21 protein-coding genes and 1 pseudogene are annotated in these 21,344 nt (G+C 42.0%); 8 read left to right on the top strand and 14 right to left on the bottom strand.

Features of this window, described 5'->3' with window-relative positions; genetic code table 11:
* Positions 1-92 (top strand): annotated as a pseudogene (locus FTT85_RS01160) (IS5/IS1182 family transposase); the annotation flags it as partial.
* 22 nt (positions 93-114) lie between these two features.
* On the opposite strand, the gene FTT85_RS01155 reads toward FTT85_RS01160, so the two are convergent.
* Both FTT85_RS01155 and FTT85_RS01150 read right to left on the bottom strand, forming a co-directional pair.
* Positions 115-327, bottom strand: coding sequence for a DUF2628 domain-containing protein (locus tag FTT85_RS01155; RefSeq protein ID WP_180182628.1), 213 nt, complete (start codon positions 325-327; stop codon positions 115-117).
* Between the two features lie 93 nt (positions 328-420).
* A complete protein-coding gene (locus FTT85_RS01150) occupies positions 421-1,077 on the bottom strand; it encodes an HAD family phosphatase (protein ID WP_180182627.1) in 657 nt (218 codons plus the stop codon).
* A gap of 181 nt (positions 1,078-1,258) precedes the next feature.
* Between FTT85_RS01150 and FTT85_RS01145 the strand changes: the two genes are divergently transcribed.
* The 4 genes from FTT85_RS01145 to FTT85_RS01130 all read left to right on the top strand — a co-directional run bounded on the left by FTT85_RS01145 (position 1,259) and on the right by FTT85_RS01130 (position 4,850).
* A complete protein-coding gene (locus FTT85_RS01145; RefSeq protein WP_078189729.1) occupies positions 1,259-1,738 on the top strand; it encodes an RNA pyrophosphohydrolase in 480 nt (159 codons plus the stop codon).
* Positions 1,739-1,815: 77 nt separating this feature from the next.
* On the top strand, positions 1,816-4,113 hold the full coding sequence (ptsP, locus tag FTT85_RS01140) for a phosphoenolpyruvate--protein phosphotransferase (protein WP_180005299.1): 2,298 nt from the start codon (positions 1,816-1,818) through the stop codon (positions 4,111-4,113).
* A 34-nt stretch (positions 4,114-4,147) separates the two neighbouring features.
* Positions 4,148-4,621, top strand: a complete 474-nt coding sequence (locus FTT85_RS01135; RefSeq protein WP_180182535.1) for a hypothetical protein — start codon at positions 4,148-4,150, stop codon at positions 4,619-4,621.
* A 67-nt stretch (positions 4,622-4,688) separates the two neighbouring features.
* The gene (locus tag FTT85_RS01130; RefSeq protein ID WP_180182626.1) at positions 4,689-4,850 is read left to right on the top strand and encodes a hypothetical protein; all 162 of its coding nucleotides are present in this window, start codon (positions 4,689-4,691) and stop codon (positions 4,848-4,850) included.
* Between the two features lie 22 nt (positions 4,851-4,872).
* Here the strand turns inward: FTT85_RS01130 and FTT85_RS01125 are convergent, their stop codons facing one another.
* Together FTT85_RS01125 and FTT85_RS01120 are read right to left on the bottom strand one after the other, a co-directional pair.
* The gene (locus FTT85_RS01125) at positions 4,873-5,073 is read right to left on the bottom strand and encodes a hypothetical protein (RefSeq protein ID WP_180182625.1); all 201 of its coding nucleotides are present in this window, start codon (positions 5,071-5,073) and stop codon (positions 4,873-4,875) included.
* A 183-nt stretch (positions 5,074-5,256) separates the two neighbouring features.
* Positions 5,257-6,918 (bottom strand): acyl-CoA dehydrogenase family protein, encoded by a 1,662-nt coding sequence (locus FTT85_RS01120; protein ID WP_180182624.1) that lies wholly within the window; start codon positions 6,916-6,918, stop codon positions 5,257-5,259.
* Positions 6,919-7,009: 91 nt separating this feature from the next.
* Between FTT85_RS01120 and FTT85_RS01115 the strand changes: the two genes are divergently transcribed.
* The gene (locus tag FTT85_RS01115; RefSeq protein ID WP_180034970.1) at positions 7,010-7,618 is read left to right on the top strand and encodes a TetR/AcrR family transcriptional regulator; all 609 of its coding nucleotides are present in this window, start codon (positions 7,010-7,012) and stop codon (positions 7,616-7,618) included.
* Between the two features lie 595 nt (positions 7,619-8,213).
* Here the strand turns inward: FTT85_RS01115 and FTT85_RS18920 are convergent.
* A complete protein-coding gene (locus FTT85_RS18920; protein WP_180182623.1) occupies positions 8,214-8,492 on the bottom strand; it encodes a hypothetical protein in 279 nt (92 codons plus the stop codon).
* 1,039 nt (positions 8,493-9,531) lie between these two features.
* Here FTT85_RS18920 and FTT85_RS01105 point away from each other — a divergent pair.
* Positions 9,532-11,052, top strand: a complete 1,521-nt coding sequence (locus tag FTT85_RS01105) for a catalase (protein ID WP_180182622.1) — start codon at positions 9,532-9,534, stop codon at positions 11,050-11,052.
* Between the two features lie 82 nt (positions 11,053-11,134).
* Here FTT85_RS01105 and FTT85_RS01100 read toward each other — a convergent pair whose 3' ends face one another.
* The 9 genes from FTT85_RS01100 to hcaE all read right to left on the bottom strand — a co-directional run bounded on the left by FTT85_RS01100 (position 11,135) and on the right by hcaE (position 20,064).
* A complete protein-coding gene (locus tag FTT85_RS01100; protein WP_078192767.1) occupies positions 11,135-12,190 on the bottom strand; it encodes an MBL fold metallo-hydrolase in 1,056 nt (351 codons plus the stop codon).
* 60 nt (positions 12,191-12,250) lie between these two features.
* A complete protein-coding gene (locus FTT85_RS01095; protein WP_180034972.1) occupies positions 12,251-13,192 on the bottom strand; it encodes a cation diffusion facilitator family transporter in 942 nt (313 codons plus the stop codon).
* A 231-nt stretch (positions 13,193-13,423) separates the two neighbouring features.
* Positions 13,424-14,326, bottom strand: coding sequence for a DMT family transporter (locus FTT85_RS01090; protein WP_180182621.1), 903 nt, complete (start codon positions 14,324-14,326; stop codon positions 13,424-13,426).
* A gap of 433 nt (positions 14,327-14,759) precedes the next feature.
* Entirely contained in the window at positions 14,760-15,995 is a 1,236-nt protein-coding gene (hcaD, locus tag FTT85_RS01085; protein ID WP_180182620.1) for a 3-phenylpropionate/cinnamic acid dioxygenase ferredoxin--NAD(+) reductase subunit, read from the bottom strand.
* Positions 15,996-16,006: 11 nt separating this feature from the next.
* Complete coding sequence (locus tag FTT85_RS01080) at positions 16,007-16,969, bottom strand: 3-carboxyethylcatechol 2,3-dioxygenase (protein WP_180182619.1); 963 nt, start codon at positions 16,967-16,969, stop codon at positions 16,007-16,009.
* A gap of 65 nt (positions 16,970-17,034) precedes the next feature.
* Positions 17,035-17,853, bottom strand: coding sequence for a 3-phenylpropionate-dihydrodiol/cinnamic acid-dihydrodiol dehydrogenase (gene hcaB, locus FTT85_RS01075; RefSeq protein WP_078192772.1), 819 nt, complete (start codon positions 17,851-17,853; stop codon positions 17,035-17,037).
* Between the two features lie 2 nt (positions 17,854-17,855).
* Complete coding sequence (gene hcaC, locus FTT85_RS01070) at positions 17,856-18,182, bottom strand: 3-phenylpropionate/cinnamic acid dioxygenase ferredoxin subunit (protein WP_067763933.1); 327 nt, start codon at positions 18,180-18,182, stop codon at positions 17,856-17,858.
* A complete protein-coding gene (hcaF, locus tag FTT85_RS01065; RefSeq protein ID WP_078192773.1) occupies positions 18,182-18,700 on the bottom strand; it encodes a 3-phenylpropionate/cinnamic acid dioxygenase subunit beta in 519 nt (172 codons plus the stop codon). Before hcaF ends, hcaC begins: the two co-directional genes overlap by 1 nt.
* Positions 18,697-20,064: a 3-phenylpropionate/cinnamic acid dioxygenase subunit alpha gene (gene hcaE / locus FTT85_RS01060; RefSeq protein WP_067763943.1), complete on the bottom strand. Its 1,368-nt coding sequence runs from the start codon at positions 20,062-20,064 to the stop codon at positions 18,697-18,699. The genes hcaF and hcaE overlap by 4 nt, the downstream gene beginning before the upstream one ends.
* A gap of 278 nt (positions 20,065-20,342) precedes the next feature.
* On the opposite strand from hcaE, the gene hcaR reads away from it, so the two are divergent.
* Positions 20,343-21,248 (top strand): DNA-binding transcriptional regulator HcaR, encoded by a 906-nt coding sequence (hcaR, locus tag FTT85_RS01055; RefSeq protein WP_078189744.1) that lies wholly within the window; start codon positions 20,343-20,345, stop codon positions 21,246-21,248.
* Positions 21,249-21,344 lie beyond the last annotated feature (96 nt).

The raw sequence follows: 21,344 nt of genomic DNA, 5'->3' as shown, positions 1-21,344 counted from the left end.
TTAGAGGAATTGCCACAAGATACGATAAGCTAAAACGTAACTATCAAAGCGCTGTTGCTTTAGCTTGTATATTTATATGGTTGCCTCTTTAGCTCAATTTATCGGCTGTAAATGTCAACACACCCTAATCAAAAAACCAACCGCAAAGAATAAGAAGAAATAGCGATACATCTTCCGATAGAGTAACCAATAGGGCCCAAAAATTAACCCCGCCCAACTCAGGCCACTGTTCTGCCCACCTTGTTGTTCTATGAACTTTAAATAAGATTGAGCACGTGGCCCTATAAAGATTTGAATTAAATGTTTAAAAGAAGCTTCTGTCTGCATATAGAGCGATAGTTCAAATTAGTGAGCTGAAGTTTAATCAAAAGGACGTCAAATAAAAAAGCATCTAATGATGCTTTTTTATCATATCTATTTTTAGGCTTGAATTGACCAGTCTTGAATGTCCCAACCTTGTTCTTTTGCAAGGACTTCTAAACGGTCATCTGGGTTAATTGCAAAGGCATGATCGGCATATTCCAACAGGAAACGGTCATTAATCGAATCTGAATACGCCCAGGACTCTGTCACATCACGACCTTCTAACCATTGATTCAAACGGACTAATTTGCCCTTTTGATAGCACGGAGTATTAATTACTTTACCTGTATATTTACCATTCACAACTTCGGCATTGGTCGCAATGATTTCAGTAATGCCGAATTCACGAAAAATCGGTGCGGTAATAAAATCAGACGTTGCGGTGATCCCGACCAATTGATGTCCTGCATCTTGATGGCGCTGAATGGCAGCATAGCCCTTTGGACGCATTTGCGCACGAATAACTTTTTTCATAAACAACTGATGTAACTCAGTTAAGTAGGCATTGTCATGTTGGGTTAAAAACTCAAATACAAATTCGTTATAGGCAATCGGGTCAAGCTGGCCTTTTTTATAATCATCATAAAATTTGTCATTCATGGCACGATGACGAATTGGATCAACCAAGCCTTCATTGACCAAAAACTCCCCCCAAGAATGGTCTGAGTCGGTATTTAATAAGGTGTGATCAAGGTCAAACAGTGCCAATTTCATGAAAATACTCGTAAAAGCTGAAATTTAAGAAAAAAATTGTAAATCTATCTCCGCTAGTCGATAGAAATTCGTTAAGATCATAACAATTTTAACATTTTTACACTTTGCTTTTTCGAGATGGACACAGAAATAAACGTCCCCGTGAGCAAAGTCATAAATTACACAATATTTAGGTAGCCAAATGATCGATTCAGAAGGTTTCCGACCCAACGTCGGGATCATTTTGGCAAACGACATTGGACAAGTTTTATGGGCAAAGCGCATTGGTCACAATGCCTGGCAATTTCCACAAGGAGGTATCCAACATGGAGAAACCCCCGAACAGGCACTTTACCGTGAGCTGAGAGAAGAAGTTGGCTTACTGCCCGAACACGTCCAGGTGATAGCACAAACCCAAGGGTGGTTGCGCTATCGTTTGCCACATCGGTATATACGTACGGATTCAGACCCCGTTTGTATTGGTCAAAAACAAAAGTGGTTTTTATTAAAACTGACGGCTTCGGCACAGCATATTCAGCTGGATTTGTCAGACCCACCAGAGTTTGATCAATGGCAATGGGTCAGCTATTGGTACCCTTTGGGTCAAGTGGTGAATTTTAAACGCGATGTATATCGTAAAGCCATGGTGGAGCTGTGCAATCAGCTTCCGCAAAAACCGTAAAAATTTGCAGAATGGATGCAGATTTTTAGGATGAGTGTTGTTATAAATAAAGCAGAATAAATTTTGGAGCAGACACGATGTCGAACATGCAACTGGATACCTTAAGACGCATAGTCCAAGAGATTAATGCGTCGGCCAGTTTGCATGAATCTTTAGACATTATGGTCAATCAAGTGGCCGAAGCCATGCATGTGGATGTCTGCTCAATCTACTTGCTTGATGAACGAAATCATCGTTATTTACTAATGGCTTCTAAGGGTTTAAACCCTGAAGCCGTTGGGCATGTCTCTTTGCATACCAGTGAGGGTTTGGTCGGCTTAGTTGGACAACGTGAAGAAATCGTCAACTTAGACAATGCACCCAAACACGAACGCTTTATGTATCTGCCAGAAACGGGGGAAGAAATTTACAATTCCTTCCTCGGTGTTCCGGTGATGTATCGCCGTAAAGTGATGGGCGTCTTAGTGGTTCAAAACAAAGAACCTCAAGACTTTAGCGAAGCTGCCGAATCCTTCCTCGTGACCTTGTGCGCTCAACTTTCAGGGGTGATTGCCCATGCACATGCCGTCGGGAATATTGAAGTCTTTCGTAAACCAAACAACCTCCCTGCCTATAAAACTTTCCAAGGTATTTCAGGTTCAGGCGGTATTGCGCTAGGTCGTGCAGTCATCCTGTATCCACCTGCTGATTTGGCTTCAGTCCCCGATCGTGAAGCCGATGACATCAGTGAAGAACTCGAATTACTCGACAATGCCATAGACGCAGTTCGTCAAGAAATTTTGTCTCTCGATGAAAAGATGCAAGATGCCCTCATGGCCGAAGAGCGGGCATTATTTAGCGTGTTCTTGCGGATGCTCGATGCCAATGCCCTCCCCGCGGAAATCAAAAGTGAAATTCGTGACGGTAACTGGGCACAAGGTTCGGTACGCATTGTCATTGATAAGCACATTGCACTGTTTGCACAGATGGAAGATGACTATCTCCGTGAACGTGTTTCAGACTTAAAAGATCTGGGGCGTCGTATCTTGGCCTTTTTGCAAGAAGCGGATGCCAGTCACCGTGAAATCACCGATGAAAGCATTTTAATTGGCGAGGAAATTTCTACAGCTGCCTTGGTTGAACTCCCTGTCGATAAAATCGCGGCGATTGTGACCACCGAAGGTGCCATGAACTCACACATGGTGATTGTGGCGCGTGCTCTCGGTATTCCAACCGTGGTCGGTGTGACTGAACTACCGATTAATACCCTCGATGATGTTGAAATGATTGTCGATGCGCATCAGGGTCGTGTATTCATCAATCCTCCACGTCGTTTACGCACACGCTATAAAGAGATTCAAAAAGAAGAAGAGCAAATTGCTAAAGATCTGAAGCAATACGAAACTAAAGATGCCATCACCCCTGATGGTGTTGCAGTTCGATTGTTTGTAAATACAGGCTTGATGATCGATGTGGTTCGCGGTGTACAACGTGGCGCCAAAGGTGTCGGTCTATACCGTTCTGAAATTCCGTTTATGCTGCGTGATCGCTTCCCCGGTGAAGAAGAACAACGGGCGATTTACCGTCAACAGCTTAGTCATTTTGCCAATAAACCAGTGGTGATGCGTACCCTCGATATTGGTGCAGATAAAGACCTTCCTTATTTCTCGATTGAAGAAGAAAACTCTGCACTGGGTTGGCGTGGGATTCGCTTTACCCTCGATCATCCTGAGATTTTTTCAGCCCAAATTCGTGCCATGCTCAAAGCCAGTATTGGCCTGAACAACTTGCATATTTTGCTGCCAATGGTGACCAGTGTCAGCGAAGTCGAAGAAGCGTTATATTTGCTCGATCGTGACTGGCAAGCGGTGCAAGAAGAAGAACAGGTGAAAATTACCAAGCCCAAAATCGGCATCATGGTCGAAGTGCCAAGTGTGCTGTTACAGATCGATGAATTTGCTGAATTGGTTGACTTCTTCTCGGTCGGATCTAACGATTTAACTCAATATTTACTTGCGGTTGACCGAAATAACCCACGAGTTGCCAATGTCTATTCACACTCACACCCAGCCGTACTTCGTGCGCTAACTCGCTTGGTGCAAGAATGTCATAAATACGACAAGCCGATTAGTATTTGTGGAGAAATGGCCGGTGATCCACTCACAGCTATTTTACTGATGGCGATGGGCTTTAATACCCTATCGATGAGTTCGAGTAATATCCTCAAAGTCCGTAAAGCCATCTGCCATGTGCCGATGCCAGATGCAAAAGAGCTCTTGGATCGTGCTTTGAGCATGAATAATCCACTGATGGTGAAAAGCATGATGGAGTACTACTTCAAGACTCATGGTCTTGGTGATATGGTGAAATCGGCAACCCGAATCGTGAGTGCTTAAGAACACTCATGTAAAATAATAAAATGAGGTGATGATGGATTTTTTATTTTTTCTGGCTTTTGTCGCCATTGCCTTTTATATGACAAAGATCCATCCGCAACTCAAACAAAAAATGTTAGAGCTGCAACACGATACACCGATTGAAAAAGTATCCTCAACTCGACCTAGACCGTCCCAAGCACAACAAGTCAATATACGCCCAACCAAGCCAACAAAATCCAAAGCTCCGGTCAGCCGCTCTCGTATTCCCCCCTTACTCGGTATAGAAATTACTGCGTCACAGCAGCGCCGCTTAGGTAAAAATGATCCATCGGTACTGGCTGCGCAGCACGCCAAACAGCTAAATCAGACGCAGCACAGCGACGCAACATGGTTTGAGCAATTGACCAGTCAGGTGGAACACGTACTTCAGCAACCTAATAACGCCGTAAAACATCAAAGCACAGCGTCTAGACCACAACAAAAATCCACATTCAACAAAATGTTTGAAGACTTATTTTCAAAATAAGCTCTGTTTTAAGGCTTTACATTTCAACTCAAAACCAATGCTTTAAATGCCGCATGGAACTATCTGAATGAACGTCGGTATCTTATTATTCAACGAAGTTGAAGTCTTAGATGCTGCGGGGAATTCTTCGGGAATCAATGCATCGCTTTATATTGTAGCCAAATTGCATGGCTTAGAGATTGCGAAGCAAACAGCAAAACGTATGGAATATGATGCGGAATTTGTTTAAACAGATGTTGAAGCAGAATAGTTCAGCAGACTAAAAACTGAGAAAACACACTGAAAGAAAAAGGGAGATAATCATTCGAATATCCCCCTTTTTTGTGCTTACTGTAGCCACGTTTTGCATTTTTCTTTCGATCTACAAAAGTTTGGCTTTTGTTAAAATCGTTCATGTGTTTTGCCACAAAGTTGCGAACTTCAACTTCAGGCAGGACTTTTTTCTTTGCCATTTGCATTCACCTTTTTGCCTATACAGCACCCTCGTGCTGTAGTGCATATATTGGTCTATTTTTAGATTTTTTCAAGCACTTTACTATGGTTTTTTATACAGCGTAGTTAGTCCCAAATCCATAAAAAATTTGCTTTGCCACATTATTCCCCCTCTCCCAAAGAGAGAGGAAAATACGTTGCATTTAACTTGCAAAAGCCCGTTCTAATACTCGCTCCACATCGACCATTTTGGCATCAAGCATCCCCACCACTTGCCCATGTTTAGCGCTATAACGGCTTTGAATAAAAGCATCCGCCACATAATCAGGTGCATAGCGTTTCAGTAAAACCGCTTGTGCCAATACGGTTAAACGACTGACCAAACTGCGTCCCATAAATTGCAAATCATCAGGCGATTGATGGAATAATTTAAACAAGTCTTGCAATTCAGTTTGCAGCGTTGCATCCATACTTGCAGTTGAAGCCAAGTCTTTAAATAACACTTCAATCGATTCAGGGTCACGCCCAATCGCACGCAGCACATCTAGGCACATGACATTGCCTGAACCTTCCCAAATGGTATTCACAGGTGCTTCTTTAAAGATGCGCGCCATGATGCCGTTATCGACATAGCCATTGCCGCCAAAGACTTCCATCATCTCCCCTGTTAGCTCTACGGCACGCTTACAAATCCAAAACTTGGCTGCTGGGGTCATGATGCGTTTCCATGCCACAGACAAAGTATCATCCGATTCATAGCACTGCGCCAAATGGAAACTGAGCTGCGTCGCTGCTTCACTTTCCAAAGCTAAATCTGCCAAGACTGCTCGCATTAGGGGTTGATCAATCAGATGTTTACCAAAAGCCTGACGCTGACGGGTATAAGCAATACATTGCACCAAAGCTTGACGCAACATGGCACTTGAACCGACCGAACAGGTCAGACGAGTATAGTTCGCCATTTCAATAATGGTTGGAATGCCACGCCCTGCCTCACCAATCATAATGCCCCACGCATTTTTGAATTCGACTTCCGAGCTTGAATTACTGCGGTTACCGACTTTTTCTTTTAGGCGTTGCACCTGAATATTATTCTTCGTGCCATCTTCCAACCAACGTGGCACAAAGAAACAAGCCAAGCCATCTTGTTCGGTTTTTGCCACCACCAAATGCGCATCACACATCGGTGCAGAGAAAAACCATTTATGCCCCGTGAGTAAATAAGCTTTACCTCGTCCTGTTTCTGCCACAGGCACAGCTATAGTTTCATTAGCACGTACATCTGAACCGCCCTGCTTTTCGGTCATGCCCATACCGAGCCAAATCGACTTTTTCTGCGCAATCGGTACATCGCGTTCATCATATTCAGTCGATAGTAGTTTCTCGCCAATTTTGGCCCACAGTTCAGGTTCGCGCTGAATGAGTGGAATACTGCCGAGCGTCATTGAATTTGGACATAAATTGCCGCACTCGACCTGACCTGCTAAATAAAAACGTGCTGCCCATTCCACCCATTTAGTCTTGGAGTTAGGCTGATTAAATGGATGTGCATGGGTATCAAACTGACGATTGAGCCCCATCCATTTATGCCATGAAGGATGAAACTCGATAAAGTCAGTACGACGACCTCGCGCATCGAAGGCATGTAAAATTGGTGTGTGTTTGTTGGCTAAAGCCCCATGCTGAAAATATTCACTCGAACCTGCCACTTTGCCCATTTCGCATAAAGTCGGCTGATCATGGCTGCTGCAGCGTTTTAAGATTTCATGTAAAACCGTATCGCTTGAAAATAGATTGTAGTTTTCTAGTTCATCAAATTGGTTACTGATTTGATGCGTCATCCATGGCTGTTCTAATGTATTCATCGTCTATATTTTCCACTTGTTCTTGTTTGCTTTTCATTTCAGTATAGAGAAAATTTAAAGCGTAGACGTTCGGTTTTCAGCGCTTAACAATATGAAGAATTCAGCCATTCAAATACGGCGTAAGCCGCGTCAATCACGTGCAAAGCTCACCCAAGAAGCCTTACAGGAAAGTTTTGTTCGGCTTTTGCATGAGCGCCCTGCCGACAAAATTACCATTCGTGAAATTACCGACCTTGCAGGCGTTGGCTTAGGGACATTTTATGAATATTTTTCCAAGAAGGAAGATTTGATTGCGCTAACCATTCATTTGCATGTGAAACACAATGCCGAACAGATGAAAACTTATGCACAATCGCTGATGAAGTTATCCACAGATTTGGATTTTCAAGAGTATTTACAGCAAATCATCCACTTTCAAATTGAGCAAATTCAAGTGCAGCAGTTTTTATGGTCACAGGTGTTTTTATTGGAACGGCGGATTTCAGATATTGAAAGTTACCGTAAAAGTTATGTCATGATGGTGCAAATGTGGCAACACATGCTTAAGCCTTTTATAAATAACGAGGAAAAGCTCAAGCCAATGGCTTTAAATATACAAAGAGTGTGTTATGGCTTTGTGTCGCAAAGCTTGTTGATCGTACCAAACTTTACTGAATGGGATGAATTAAAACGAGATATAATTCATATGTTGCGCGATTAGACTTCGCGGACAAGTCTAATGACGTTTCAAATGCATTGGTGAATAAAATAAAGTCATGTTATTTACAAAAAAAACGGCTCTTAAACCAGTTATTTTAGATATTTAGGAAATTCATTTTTACGGTAGAAGAAAATCATTCATCACTTGGTTCATCCTTCAATAAAAGTGCTTTAGAAGTTAAGCTTTTATTGCCAGCTTACTTATCTCATTTATACGCCTTTGCAATGCTGGCCAGTTGTAAGCTCTTTAAAAATTCAGCCTTATATTTTGGACTATGGCCTAATGCACTCCGAGGATAGCCATTTGGGATCGCCTGATAGACTGCTGGCAATTTTTATTTGCGCACTTTCTGGTAATAACTTTGAGTACCAAGGTGATCTACAAATGGTCTGCGGCGCCTTAAACAAACATCAGTGTTACGGTTAGGGTCATATATTCAATCGACTACCGTTTTAAATAGCTTAGGGATGGCCTTAAGTCTGAATTTTTTAAAAGATTGGCTGATGTGCTTGTTTTAACTCAGTTTGTAGTTCTGACAAACAGCGTTTACGGGCCTGATTTAGTAAATACTGCATATCTGGACTAACCTGTTGATCTACATTGATCGATCTGCTTCGGCTGCTCCCAACAACACGCTGGGGAAAAATGCCGCTACATTGGTATCTGGATTTGGATTGGTTTCTACGTATTCAGCAATACATTCATATTGATAACCACCCGGTGCGAAGGGTATTGCAGCTTTAAGATTCAATTCAAGCGCATCTTTTTGCCCCTGAGCTGCAACCGCAATAGCAGCTGCACCACCTTGACTATGCCCCATCACCATCCAGTCTTTACTAAATTGCCTCGGCTTCCAAGAATGCAATGCACGCACAGAATGCACCAAATTATAAACTTAACTGACTACATTCATATGAGGGTGCAGTTTTGGCTTACCCAGTCCTTATAATCTGTTGCAACCACTACATAGCCATGCCTCAAACAACTGTCGATTGCACCATCTATGACTAGTTGCAAACTATACACAGGCCCATTGTATAATCACTTGAAGGAGCACTTGTATCAGCCACACAGTCGTGCCATGTGCTCATGCCAATACGGTCCAGTCTTGTTTAAGTGCTTATCCTTTTGGGAGTAAAATATACCCCGAGGTCAAAATGGGTTCGCCATTAACCCCCTCGACTACGATATGCGATCACGTAAGGTTGCCTAGTATGTTGATATGATGTAGGAATCGATTCAAGCTGGAGTGACAACACCTGACCTGACAACAATAAAGATAGGTGTGCCAACCATCACCCCATAAAGAATTTATTTACAATTTTCTAAATCAACTTAGACCACTTGCCAATATTTCTTCAGCTGTATTTTTAGCTTATTTTAAGTATTAAATAATGTCTTTAATGTTGAAAAACTCTCCAATATTAATAGCTCAAAAATGTCTTTCATTAACTAGAATCAGCTAAAAAACCTATATTAAGGCCAAAATCCATAATAAAAATATGGGTTTAAATATTTCGTCCTGTTCTACCTATCATAGCGATATATTTGAGTTTAATTCATCGATAAAATGTTAAAACAAAATATATAAACAAATAATTTAAATTCAACAACTTGATTCATCGAATTAACCATTTATTCAAAACTATTTTTCCATTTGTAAAAAGCCACAGAAAGCTTTAGAGTCAATAAGTATATAAAGATTTTTAAGCTTTTAACGGCTACAGTTTTATGACTTCTCTTCGATTGATTGCTGCTTGAAAAATTTTAGAATGAGAGAAAAACTGTTGTCACATTGTCACTTTAAAATGAATTAACAAAACGGTTAATGTCATGTGCTGTTGAGCGTGTTATCAATTGATAAGGTTATAACTCCCAACTTTAATACATGATTATAATAATGGAGATACTCAATGAGCGACGACGTTAAAAAATGTCCTGTCACCCACCTAACAACTGATGCTGGTGCTCCTGTTGTAGATAATCAGAACAGTATGACGGCAGGTGCACGTGGTCCTTTGCTTGCCCAAGACCTATGGCTTAATGAAAAACTCGGTAATTTCGTTCGTGAAGTAATTCCAGAGCGTCGTATGCATGCCAAAGGTTCTGGTGCTTTCGGTACGTTTACCGTGACTAACGATATTACCCAATATACCCGCGCTAAAATTTTCTCAGAAGTTGGTAAAAAAACTGAACTTTTTGCTCGTTTTTCTACCGTAGCAGGTGAGCGTGGTGCTGCAGATGCAGAACGCGATATTCGTGGTTTTGCCCTGAAATTCTATACTGAAGAAGGTAACTGGGATTTAGTTGGTAATAACACCCCTGTCTTCTTCCTACGTGATGCTCGTAAATTCCCTGACTTAAACAAAGCAGTAAAACGCGATCCTAAAACCAATAAGCGTAGTGCAACTAATAACTGGGATTTTTGGACTTTACTACCTGAAGCTCTACACCAAGTTACGATTGTGATGTCTGACCGCGGTATTCCAGATGGTTACCGTCATATGCATGGTTTTGGCAGTCATACTTTCAGTTTTATTAATGCCAATAATGAACGCTTCTGGGTTAAATTCCACATGCGCACTCAACAAGGCATTAAAAACTTAACCGATGCTGAAGCTGAAGCGATTATTGCCAAAGACCGTGAAAGCTCACAAACCGATCTGTTCAATGCAATTGAACGCGGCGATTTTCCAAAATGGAAAATGTACGTTCAAATTATGCCTGAACTTGATGCAGAAAAAGTACCTTATCACCCATTTGATTTAACCAAAGTATGGCCTAAAGGCGACTATCCGTTGATTGAAGTGGGTGAATTCGAACTCAACCGTAATCCTGAAAACTATTTCCAAGATGTTGAACAAGCCGCTTTTGCACCAAGTAACTTGGTGCCGGGCATTAGCTTCTCACCTGACCGTATGCTGCAAGCGCGTTTATTCAACTATGCTGATGCTGCACGTTATCGCGTGGGTGTAAACCATTACCAAATTCCTGTAAATGCACCACGTTGCCCTGTTCATTCCAACCGTCGTGATGGTCAAGGCCGTATGGATGGTAACTATGGTGCAACACCGCATTATGAACCAAACAGCTTCAGCCAATGGCAAGAGCAACCACAATACAAAGAACCACCATTGAAAATTACTGGTGATGCTGACTTGTGGGATTATCGTGAAGATGACAGCGACTATTTCAGTCAACCACGTGCATTATTCAACTTAATGAATGATGAACAAAAACAAGCATTGTTTAATAACACTGCTGGCGCAATGGGCGATGCACTCGACTTCATCAAATACCGTCATATCCGTAACTGTTACGCATGTAATCCAGCTTATGGTGAAGGTGTTGCAAAAGCATTAGGCTTAACTATAGCGGATGCGCAAGCTGCTCGTGCAACTGATCCAGCTCAAGGTAATCCTGGCTTGCTTTAAGTTTTATCTTTGAATAAAAAAACCACCTTTTAAGGTGGTTTTTTCTTGGCATTAAATATTCCAATTACCTTTTAATTAATCCTTAAACAATCAATTTTTTGCCTTCATGCATGGTTAAAAATGGATTCATTAACTTTGATGTTTTTCGCATTGCATGATGTAAGTCATGTTCTGGTTGGTCTCTAGCTTCATCAGTCAACTGAAAAGTCCGATAATGCATTGCCAATGAACATTTTGACTGTAAATCTTTATGCGCCTGAAAAGCTTCTTCGGGATTCATGTGCAAATATTTCATTAAACGACGTGGCTCATAAGCTCCAATCGGTAATAACGCTACTCGGGGTGCACCTAAGCGTGTATGGATTTGTTTGAAATGTGCGGCATAGCCCGTATCTCCAGCAAAGAAGAAATGTCCTGTACTATGCACGATGGAAAAACCTCCCCATAAGGCATGATTTTGATCTCGCCAACCACGACCTGAACCATGCTGTGCAGGCGTATAAACGATACGCAAATCTTCAAACATTTCCGATTGCCACCAATCAAGTTCAATGACATTGAAATGTGTGGGTAAATAATAAGCATTGCCTAAACCAGTATAAATCGGCATAGCAAATTGTTCATGTAACCAATTCAAGGTTGCTAAATCCATATGATCATAATGATTATGGCTCAGTAAAACCCCATGAATTGTAGGTAATTCTTCTAAGGCAATTCCTGCAGGACAAGCACGTCGTGGTCCAGTCCCTTGACGTGGGCCTGCATACTCCGCCCATACAGGATCGGTCAAAAAATTATATGGCCCAATTTGAATCAAAACCGTCGCATGTCCGACAAACCAAACCAACCAATCATCCATTTTAGCCAATGGCCGATTGTGCGGAATGCTACGCGAAGAAGCAAAAAACTGTTGATATTCTTGCTCACGATCTACTTTCCATGTATCGCTTTTACGCGTCATGATCCATTTCAGCATATCTTTACGCGTAAACGCATCGGGATTTCGAAGGGTATTAAAGAATTTTTCCCCATTAAAATGGTCAGTTGCCAGATAATCAAATACAGGCTTCGTCCACGTATGTTTCATACAGCTTTTAGTACTGATTTGAAACTGTGCTGATTGAGTTTTTTGATTCATGTGTATTTAAAATTCATTCACTATGCTGACAAACCTTGCAAAGTATTTAACCTCGCAGACCTATTGATCAAGACGACCTTTCATGCGCTCAAGCCAAACCTTCCGAGATTGAGGCTTGACAAAGAGTGCCACAATTTCAGGATGAAGCTGTTTAATTTGTGCTTCAATTCTGTTGACACAAGCTTCTATATCATCTGACGTTAAATTATCTTTAAATTCAAGACTCAAAGATGCCAAAACTTGATGTGCACCCATCTGCTCTGTTAACACCCCATTGGCAGAATGCACTGCTGGATCTTGCTCTGCAACCATCAAGACATTATGCCTCAATTGTGGGTCAGCAGTTTCTCCCATGAGCAATCCTTTAGTCTCACGTGCAAGTAAAATTGCTGAAATAGCGAGTACAACCCCAATTAGAATTGATGCCAGACCATCAAGCATTGGCATATTCAGCGCGTGTGATAAATAGATACCGATCAGGGCAATAAACAGACCAATCAGGGCTGCTGAGTCTTCAAATAACACGGTAAATGTCGTCGGATCTTTACTGCGTCGAAATGCTTCAAAATAGCCCTGTTTCCCTTTGATTTTACGAAATGCTTTCAAGGCCACAAACCAAGAGGTCCCTTCACACAAAATCGCAATACCTAACACGATATAGTTAATCATCGGATTTTGCATTTCTTCGGGATGATAAATATGACTAACCCCTTGATAAATCGACACGATCGCACCCAAAGCAAAGACCATCAACGCCACAATAAAAGCCCAAAAATACAGCTCTCGCCCATAGCCAAACGGATGGCGTGCATTTGCTGGCTGCTGCGATTTTTTCATACCGTAGAGCAGTAAGATTTCATTTAAAGTATCAACCACAGAGTGAATGGCTTCACTCAACATGGCAGAACTATTCGTGATATAGGCAGCGACAAACTTCACCAGTGCAATCGCTAAATTGCCGAAGAGCGCTGCATATACCACGATTTTGTTAGATTCAGACATTTAAAATTGTCCTAAATTTATTTTTATCAAACAGATCTATTTGATTTTATAGCTCATTCCATAGTACTCAAACTGACTGTAGCTGTTGTTTGTTATTTTGTTGTTTTTACACCAACTGTCGATTGTTTCGACAATGCCATCATGTTCCATGTGAAACACGCTCTTTAGCGCAAAGGTATAGAACAAAAAAGGAAGCCGCAGCTTCCTTATAATTCTGTAGATGTACACGGTTCAACGTACTTTATTAAAATATTGCTCGTGCCACTCTTTCCAAAAGTACATCACAATACCAAACATCACGACCACGATTCCAACAAAGGCATTGGAGCTAATATGTTCACTGTTCAACGTAGCTCCCAAAACCAATGCTATGACAGGTGTCATCACATTACTGAGTGACACCGTTGATGCCGCCAAACGTTTGATCAGCCAGAAGTAACACAGCATTGCCACAATAGATGACATGATCATGGTAAAGACAAAACCTATCATGGCACGGCCACTTGGCAATTCGGTTGGAAAATGCTGCCAGATAAAAGGAATGATGAGTACCGAACCCAAGGCAGAAACAATCAGAGAACCTGTTGCCTGAGACATCGGTTTTAACGGTGCGTTAATCTGTTTCACCCAAAAAATCGAACTGATATATGACACCATACTGATTAGCATCAGTACAACGCCAATTGGATTGACTTTGCTATCAGCAGAATCTGCAAAGACAAAAGTTAGACCTCCCACTGCAACCGCCATGCCCAACCACTGCAAAGCGACCAATTTATGTGTTTTTAAAATTACATGGCCAATCAAACCGGCAATTAAGGGTGAAAAACCAAAAATCAGTGCCATTAAACCAGAGGTGAGATAATTGGCTGCCAGATAAATAAATAACTGTGCGCCAATCAAATTCAAACTCCCTGCCACATAACTTTTTAATGAGGTTTCATCAAACGGCAAAGGATCACGCATCAATTTCAACAAAAACAGCGCAATAATAGATGCACCGAAGTAACGGATAATCAACACCCACATCGGATGTATTTCCTGTACACTCCACACAATCGCGAGCGGCGTCGTCGCCCAAATCAGTACCAAAAGAGCATATATACTTGCCGTCAGCGGCAGTGAAGATTTCATTTCATTCTCAAATTTGATTGTTCTAACGACTTAACCTGAAACCCACTATTCAGATCTGGAACTACTCGTAAGACCAGTAACTAATAAAGTTTAAGACCAATTATTGCTCTCCACTTTATCAACTAAATTGGAGGCGGTATGAATGCCACCGATCGTTTGGGGTATATGGACTTCTCCTCAAACGATCAATAATCTCCCCTAGCCCCTCTTTAAAAAAGAGGGGGAACCATCCAAAAGAAATCCATTCTTCACAAAGACTACTCCCTCCTTTGAAAAAGGAGGGCTGGGGAGGATTAAAACCGTTGAATAGATCTACATAAGCTAAAACTATATACATGGACTACAAAATAGCTTTATAAGTGCGATGCTAAAACTAAAGACATAAAAAAACAGACCTACGTTACCGCAAGTCTGCTCCTCTTAGATATTCAGCTTACTTTACAAGTTTACGTAAATCTTGGCTTAAATCTAAATATTTATCCGCTTCAAACGCCGCATTCTTGCTAATCAATTTTTTCAAATGACGCATCTCTTTCGCAGCATTCACAGTGATACCACCCACGATTACACCGTCAGTAACACCAAACAAAACAAATGATGATTCTGCAGCTAATTCAGGATTTACTTCGCCACGTGCAATCCATTCGCTTGCAGCCATATCACCCACAAATTGATAGTTGATATTCAATTGATCTGTCCAGAACCACGCTGGATTTGGGGTTGGATGTTCAACACCCATTACATGACGAGCAAAGATACCTGCTTGTAAGTTCGCATTTTCCCAAGTTTCGACACGACGGTGGTTACCACAGTCACGAAGCTGAGTCGCAACGTCACCCGCTGCATAAATATCTGGATGCGAAGTTTGGCAGTTATCATTCACTTTAATGGCAAAATCAACGTCTAAACCTGCATCAACCGCAAGTTGAGCATTTGGCACAATGCCAATACCATAGATCACTGCATCGGCACGAAGTTCTTCGCCGCCTTCAAGCGTGATCACCACTTCTTCGCCATCAAGCTTACAGTCAGCAATAGAAGTCGAAAGACGAACATCCACACCTGCAAGACGTTGTTGAGCCAATAAGAATTCGCTCAATACGCGTGGAGATGAACGCCCCATCACCATTGGACCCATTTCAATCACGGTCACGATACAGTCTTTAGAACGTGCTGAAGATGCAAGCTCAAGACCAATCACACCACCGCCGATCAATACAATACGGCGACCCGCTTGTAATACAGGCACCAATGCTTGTGAATCTTCAAGGTTACGTAAGGTATAAACGTGTTTACCCAAAGCATCGAAATTCGGTAAACGGCGTGCTGCACCACCAGTTGCTAGAAGCAACTTGTCAAATGACACAATTTCACCATTTTTCAGTTCAACTGTTTTTGCATCGCTATGGATTTTTACAGCGCCATTGCCACGAATATGTTCAACACCGAGTTCTGCCAATTTTTCTTCTGACAGAATTTCAATTTTGGTCTCTTCAGGTTTTAGAATTACGTCTTTAGACAAAGGCGGACGTTCATAAGGAAGATGTGTTTCATCACCCACCAAAATGATTTTGCCTTCATACTTGTTCGCACGGAGTTCTAAAATGGCGCTAGCACCAGCTTGACCAGCTCCAACAATAACGATGGTTTCGATACCATTTTGGCTCATGGGTTTGTTCCTTATTTCAATTCTGCAGATACGATGCCGAAGCCCGCAATCCACTCACTAATGTCTTCGTAGCAATGTGTTGTCATGTCATATTCGCCCACTTCATGTAGTGCAGCAAAAGCAGCCATCCAAGAACGAACTTCTTGACCGCCACGACCACCCTCAACACGAATTTCAGCTTCAGTCATTGCTTCAATGGCAGCAAAGTCAGCTTTGGCAAACGTCTCAAGCAATGCACGATCCCATTCTGGGTTTAAAGGCACTGCGACAGAAGTATCACCCGCTGCGAGTTTTTGACCGACAGCAATGATTTTGCCTTGACGTGTATTACGTGCCTCTTCAGTTGGATTACGACCTGCAATCAGGAACTCTTCCACTTCTGGTGGAACTGAACCCATTTGCGGCGTTGGTGGATCATGAGACAAACCACCTGTACCCAAAACAAGTACACGTTCATTCTCTAAGTTCAATGATTTAATGAACTGACCGACTGCACGACCCAAAGCGACTGTACGCTTGGTTGTTGGCATCGGTGCAGCTGCACCATTGATAAAAATTGGAATCGTTGGATAACGATCAAGCTTACCACCACAAAGGAAATGTAATGGTTGAGTCACACCGTGGTCTGCCTGCATACGATAAGAGTATGCAACATCGACACCTTCATCCAATACGCGACGAACCAGACTGATTGCTGTTTCTTCAGGCACATTGATGTGGTCATTGTCTTTACCATAATCCCAATCACCTGCTGCTTTGGCACGAATACCGACGCAGAAAGATGGCATGAGGTCATAGAAGAAACCATTGAAATGGTCTGGACCAAAAGTAATGATCAATGTTGGATTATAGTCTTCGACTTCTTTAGCAAGTTTGGCAAAAGTTTCGCGAACTTTTTCCTCTTTGTATTTCTCTTGCGGAGAAGCGAATTCCATTAGGGGACTGTGCGATGCACAAATAAGTTTAACGGCCATGGGTGACTCCTAAACGGAAGGCAGCCAAGACGGCTGCCGAGTAAGTCCTTTACGTATTTGGCGAATTAAATCTCGTCAAAGAAGCCAGCACGTGGTTGACGTAAACCACGGATACCCAGACCACATTCAGCATTAATTAAAACACCAGTTAATGGACGGTTGTTTTGACGAGAAGCCAATAACACGTATGAACCAGTCATATCTTCAGGTTCGGGTAAGAAATTGAGCGGCATGCCGCGTGCAATCTTCTCAGGATCACGTGCATCGAGTAGACCGAGGTTTTCTTGGCCTAAAGAAGCAGCACCTTTGATGTTTACATTCATACCCGACGGAGCAACAGCGTTCACTCGTACTTTAGGCGCAAGCTCATAGGCTAATTCTTTCATAATCCCAACGCCAGCATGCTTAGACGCTGTGTATACAGGGCCTCCGCCTGCCGAATACAGTGCTGAGTTAGACAAAGTAAATATGATAGAACCTTCCGAAGCTATCAATGCATCAAGTGCAGCTTTGGCACCTAAGATGAGAGATTTGGTGTTAATACCCATAATCTCATCAAAAGCTTTCTCCAGCTGTTCACCCGATGTATTGACGATATCTGCGTAATGATCCCAGATACCTGCGTTTCCGACGAAACAGTCAAGTTTGCCATAATGTTCTACAGTTGCTTGAACTGCACGAACATTATCCTCATAGCTGGCTACATCTCCTGCGATCGCAAGCACGCGGTCACCAAAATGTTCTTTCAATGCATCAACTTTCGATTGAGAACGTTGAAGAACAGCAACTTGTGCACCTTCTTCTAAGAAACGTTCAACCAATGCCCAGCCTAAGCCTGAACCACCACCGGTAATAAGTGCAACTTCGCCTTGTAGCCAACCCATGATTACTCTCCTGCCATCTCTACGTATAAAGCACCATCTTCAACAATCACAGGGAATGTCTTGATAGGATCTGTTGCTGGTAAGCATAATGCTTGACCAGTTTTCAAACAGAATCGAGCCGAATGAAGTGGACATTCAACAGTGCCATCATCTTCAAGGTAACCTTCAGACATTGAAGCATTACCATGTGAACAACGGTCGTTCATCGCGAAAAATTCGCCATTGTTGTTGAATACTGCAAGCGCATCGATACCGTTAACGCCGCAATCTACTTTCAATGCTTCGCCTTCGTCTAATTCGTCAACTTGGCAAACAAAAATCTTATTCATTAGAAGAACACGCTCAGGTTATGTGAGTTGTAAGTCACCTGATCAAGGGTAATCTTACGGTTGAAGATTTCGAAACCTTGCTCAGTGTCGACTTTGCGGATCTTGTCGTGACGCTTACCACAGTAGATTGTTACATCTTTCTCTTTCTGGGTACGGTACAACAAGTACGTTACGTAAACGTCGTATTCGCCTTCAACTTCAGTCGCTTCAACAATTACATTTGAAACCATGTGTGTTGTACGTGAAGGAGGTTCTTCGGCCCATGCCATACCTGTCTCAAGACGGGCAACACGGCGTTCCAACAAATCTTTGGTATCGTTAAATACCCAAGTTGTAGGTGGCTCGATCGAACGGCGACGGTCACGAGTTTGAGCGTTCGGTGTAGTACGCAAGGTATAAGAAATATCTTCTGCCAATACGTCTAACCATTCGCGGAATTTCCAGTCGTCAAGCAATTTTGCTTCACGATAGAGGAACTGACTAATTTGGTGATGAAGTTCTAAACTGATTTGACTCATTTCATAAGCTCCTTCTCATATTCGTCAGCCGCAGCTTCAACGTCTTCCCATTTTTCATGAATCAATAAATCTGCCCAACGGCGGTACATACCACGTGCTGCAGTCTCAGAGAAAATATAGTTAGTGATACCCGGGATACCATCTTCACGTACTTTCTCGTTGCCTTTACCCATTTCCATAATTAATTTGTTTTGACGGGCTTTATAACCACGTAAAACTTTTTGAATTTCAATCCAGTTCTCAGAGTCATCTTGCTCAAGGAAACCAGCAGGACCGAATGCGCGAGTCGCAGAACGCTCAAATGCTTCTTTCACTTCTTGAGATGCTTCAGCGTCTGCAATACAGAATGCCCACACTTCAGTTTTGTTTGGACCACGTGGGTGCCATACACGAAGTGTTGCTGTACCGTTCAACCAAGACAATGTTGGGAACATGGTGTTGTGACCAGCAAGACGTAAAGCACGTACTTCGCCTAAACGCTCTTTAACTTCATCAAATGTTTCACGGAAGTAGTTTGCAACTTCACCATCTACCCAAACGTTTGCATCTGGTTTTTCTGTGAAGAAGAAGCCTGAACCGTGACCACGTGAACCGTATTGGATCGCGTCTTTCGCAGTTTCCCAAACTGGACGAGCTGTTTGTGCAGCACCTAATTTCTTAGATGATTCGTCATCTGGTTTCGCGCCAAGTACTTGGATCGCAGATGCGTGAGAGAACAATGCGTGGTATTGGTCAGATGCAAACTGTTCAGCTGCAAATTTCCAGTTACACTCGATTTCCCACTTGTGTACACCACCGATAATTTCTGTACCACCTGGACGACGGTCAAGAACACCATCTAAGTACCAAGCGATATCGCCCATGTATTCTTCTAGGTCAGGTGTTGTTTCATCCCAACAAGCGAATACTAAGCCTTTGTATGATTTAACACGGTTAACTTCAACAAGACCCCATTTCTCTTTGCAAGCACCGTGCGGGAACGCGCGGTCTTCAAGTGGAATATCTTTTAAAGAACCGTCAATGCCGTAAGACCAGCCGTGGTACGGGCAAGTAAATGCACGTGTATTACCACAGTCCGCGAAGCTCACACGCATAGAGCGGTGACGACATTGGTTTAAGAATGCTTTGATTGAGCCATCTTTTTGACGTGCCACGATGATTGGATCTTCACCCATATAGGTATTGAAGAAATCGCCGGCTTTAGGAATTTGGCTCTCATGGCATAGGAATAACCATGTACGACCGAACACACGTTCTAATTCAAGTTCGTAGATGTCTGGATCTGTATAGATAGATGGCGTGATACGTCCATTTTGTGCATCGACTAAAGCATCGATTTCGCGCACATCAATTTTTCCACTCATGAAAAGCTCTCCTGTGACCATAAGGCACAAAGTAATAGACTCAACTTTTCAACGATGATGGATTTTAGAGCGATATTCGGGAAATATTTATTTTGTTTTAATTAAGAGATTTTATGGATTATTACGGTAGATTTTTTTTATAGTATTTTTTTTAAATTACCGAGAACACCATTTATTTCGTGAATGGCAAAATAATCCTCACGCAATAGTTGTTTATAGATTATACTGAACGAACTTCTAAGTAAGACATTTTTTGGATTACTCCACGGGTTGATTATATGGAATTACGACACTTACGCTACTTCATTACTGTTGCTGAAGAACTCAATTTCAGTAAAGCTGCGTTAAAACTTTATACTGCTCAACCTTCTTTAAGCCAACAAATTAAAGATCTTGAAGAAGATGTCGGCGTAAAACTGTTGCACCGTACTAAACGTAAAGTTGAGCTCACAGAAGAAGGTGCCGTATTTCTAGAACAAGCACGTTTGACACTAGCTCAAGCAGACAAGGCCGTAGCGATGGCACGTCAGGTTTCACAAGCCAAACAGCAGATGCTACGGATTGGTTTTGTGCCTGTCGCAGAGATGAAAATCTTCCCTTATGTACTGCCTAATCTACGTGTTCAAAACCCAGAACTCAAAATTGAATTACTTAGTTTAAATAATCGCGATCAGATGAAATTGCTACAAAAAGGTGAACTAGATATCACTTTTACTCGCAATAACTTTCATAGCGACGAAATTGAAAGTCAGTTTGTATTACGTGAACCATTGATCTTTATTTTACCCAAAGATCACCCTTTAGCGAAGTACGAACGTATTCCAGTTAAAGCATTGAATGGTATTGATTTTATCATTCCTGCACGTGAACAATCTGGCACGTTGCATGAAGCCATTTTGGACTTTGCTTCGACCCATGGTATTCAATTTAATATCGTGCAAAAAGCCGACAATATCCTGTTTAACATTAACTCCATCGGCATGGGCTTAGGCTGCACGATCCTACCGGGATACATCGCGCCATTGACCATGAACAATACGGTGATTCGTCCTTTAGATGTCGAATTACCGTATCTAGACTTGTATGTAAGTTACCGAAAAACGGCGAGTTCTGTGGCTGTAGATAAATTCCTTGAACTGCTAACCAAAGTTTTTTATCTCGATATTAATCGCGAACAGCGTTAATTTTCGCCAAGTCATAATTTATAGATATAGCACCATTATTTTTAAAATGAATAATGGTGCTTTTTTTATGGCTAAAAAGTCGCTTTTTTAATCGTT

Source organism: Acinetobacter sp. YH01020 (genome assembly GCF_013420275.1).
Lineage (GTDB): Bacteria > Pseudomonadota > Gammaproteobacteria > Pseudomonadales > Moraxellaceae > Acinetobacter > Acinetobacter amyesii.
This window is presented reverse-complemented; position numbering and strand designations above follow the sequence as displayed.

Coding starts and splice junctions, on each gene's coding strand:
- FTT85_RS01155 (WP_180182628.1), bottom strand. CDS start 327: ATGCAGACAGAAGCTTCTTTTAAACATTTAATTCAAATCTTTATAGGG.
- FTT85_RS01150 (WP_180182627.1), bottom strand. CDS start 1,077: ATGAAATTGGCACTGTTTGACCTTGATCACACCTTATTAAATACCGAC.
- FTT85_RS01145 (WP_078189729.1), top strand. CDS start 1,259: ATGATCGATTCAGAAGGTTTCCGACCCAACGTCGGGATCATTTTGGCA.
- ptsP (WP_180005299.1), top strand. CDS start 1,816: ATGTCGAACATGCAACTGGATACCTTAAGACGCATAGTCCAAGAGATT.
- FTT85_RS01135 (WP_180182535.1), top strand. CDS start 4,148: ATGGATTTTTTATTTTTTCTGGCTTTTGTCGCCATTGCCTTTTATATG.
- FTT85_RS01130 (WP_180182626.1), top strand. CDS start 4,689: ATGAACGTCGGTATCTTATTATTCAACGAAGTTGAAGTCTTAGATGCT.
- FTT85_RS01125 (WP_180182625.1), bottom strand. CDS start 5,073: ATGGCAAAGAAAAAAGTCCTGCCTGAAGTTGAAGTTCGCAACTTTGTG.
- FTT85_RS01120 (WP_180182624.1), bottom strand. CDS start 6,918: ATGAATACATTAGAACAGCCATGGATGACGCATCAAATCAGTAACCAA.
- FTT85_RS01115 (WP_180034970.1), top strand. CDS start 7,010: ATGAAGAATTCAGCCATTCAAATACGGCGTAAGCCGCGTCAATCACGT.
- FTT85_RS01105 (WP_180182622.1), top strand. CDS start 9,532: ATGAGCGACGACGTTAAAAAATGTCCTGTCACCCACCTAACAACTGAT.
- FTT85_RS01100 (WP_078192767.1), bottom strand. CDS start 12,190: ATGAATCAAAAAACTCAATCAGCACAGTTTCAAATCAGTACTAAAAGC.
- FTT85_RS01095 (WP_180034972.1), bottom strand. CDS start 13,192: ATGTCTGAATCTAACAAAATCGTGGTATATGCAGCGCTCTTCGGCAAT.
- FTT85_RS01090 (WP_180182621.1), bottom strand. CDS start 14,326: ATGAAATCTTCACTGCCGCTGACGGCAAGTATATATGCTCTTTTGGTA.
- hcaD (WP_180182620.1), bottom strand. CDS start 15,995: ATGAGCCAAAATGGTATCGAAACCATCGTTATTGTTGGAGCTGGTCAA.
- FTT85_RS01080 (WP_180182619.1), bottom strand. CDS start 16,969: ATGGCCGTTAAACTTATTTGTGCATCGCACAGTCCCCTAATGGAATTC.
- hcaB (WP_078192772.1), bottom strand. CDS start 17,853: ATGGGTTGGCTACAAGGCGAAGTTGCACTTATTACCGGTGGTGGTTCA.
- hcaC (WP_067763933.1), bottom strand. CDS start 18,182: ATGAATAAGATTTTTGTTTGCCAAGTTGACGAATTAGACGAAGGCGAA.
- hcaF (WP_078192773.1), bottom strand. CDS start 18,700: ATGAGTCAAATCAGTTTAGAACTTCATCACCAAATTAGTCAGTTCCTC.
- hcaE (WP_067763943.1), bottom strand. CDS start 20,064: ATGAGTGGAAAAATTGATGTGCGCGAAATCGATGCTTTAGTCGATGCA.
- hcaR (WP_078189744.1), top strand. CDS start 20,343: ATGGAATTACGACACTTACGCTACTTCATTACTGTTGCTGAAGAACTC.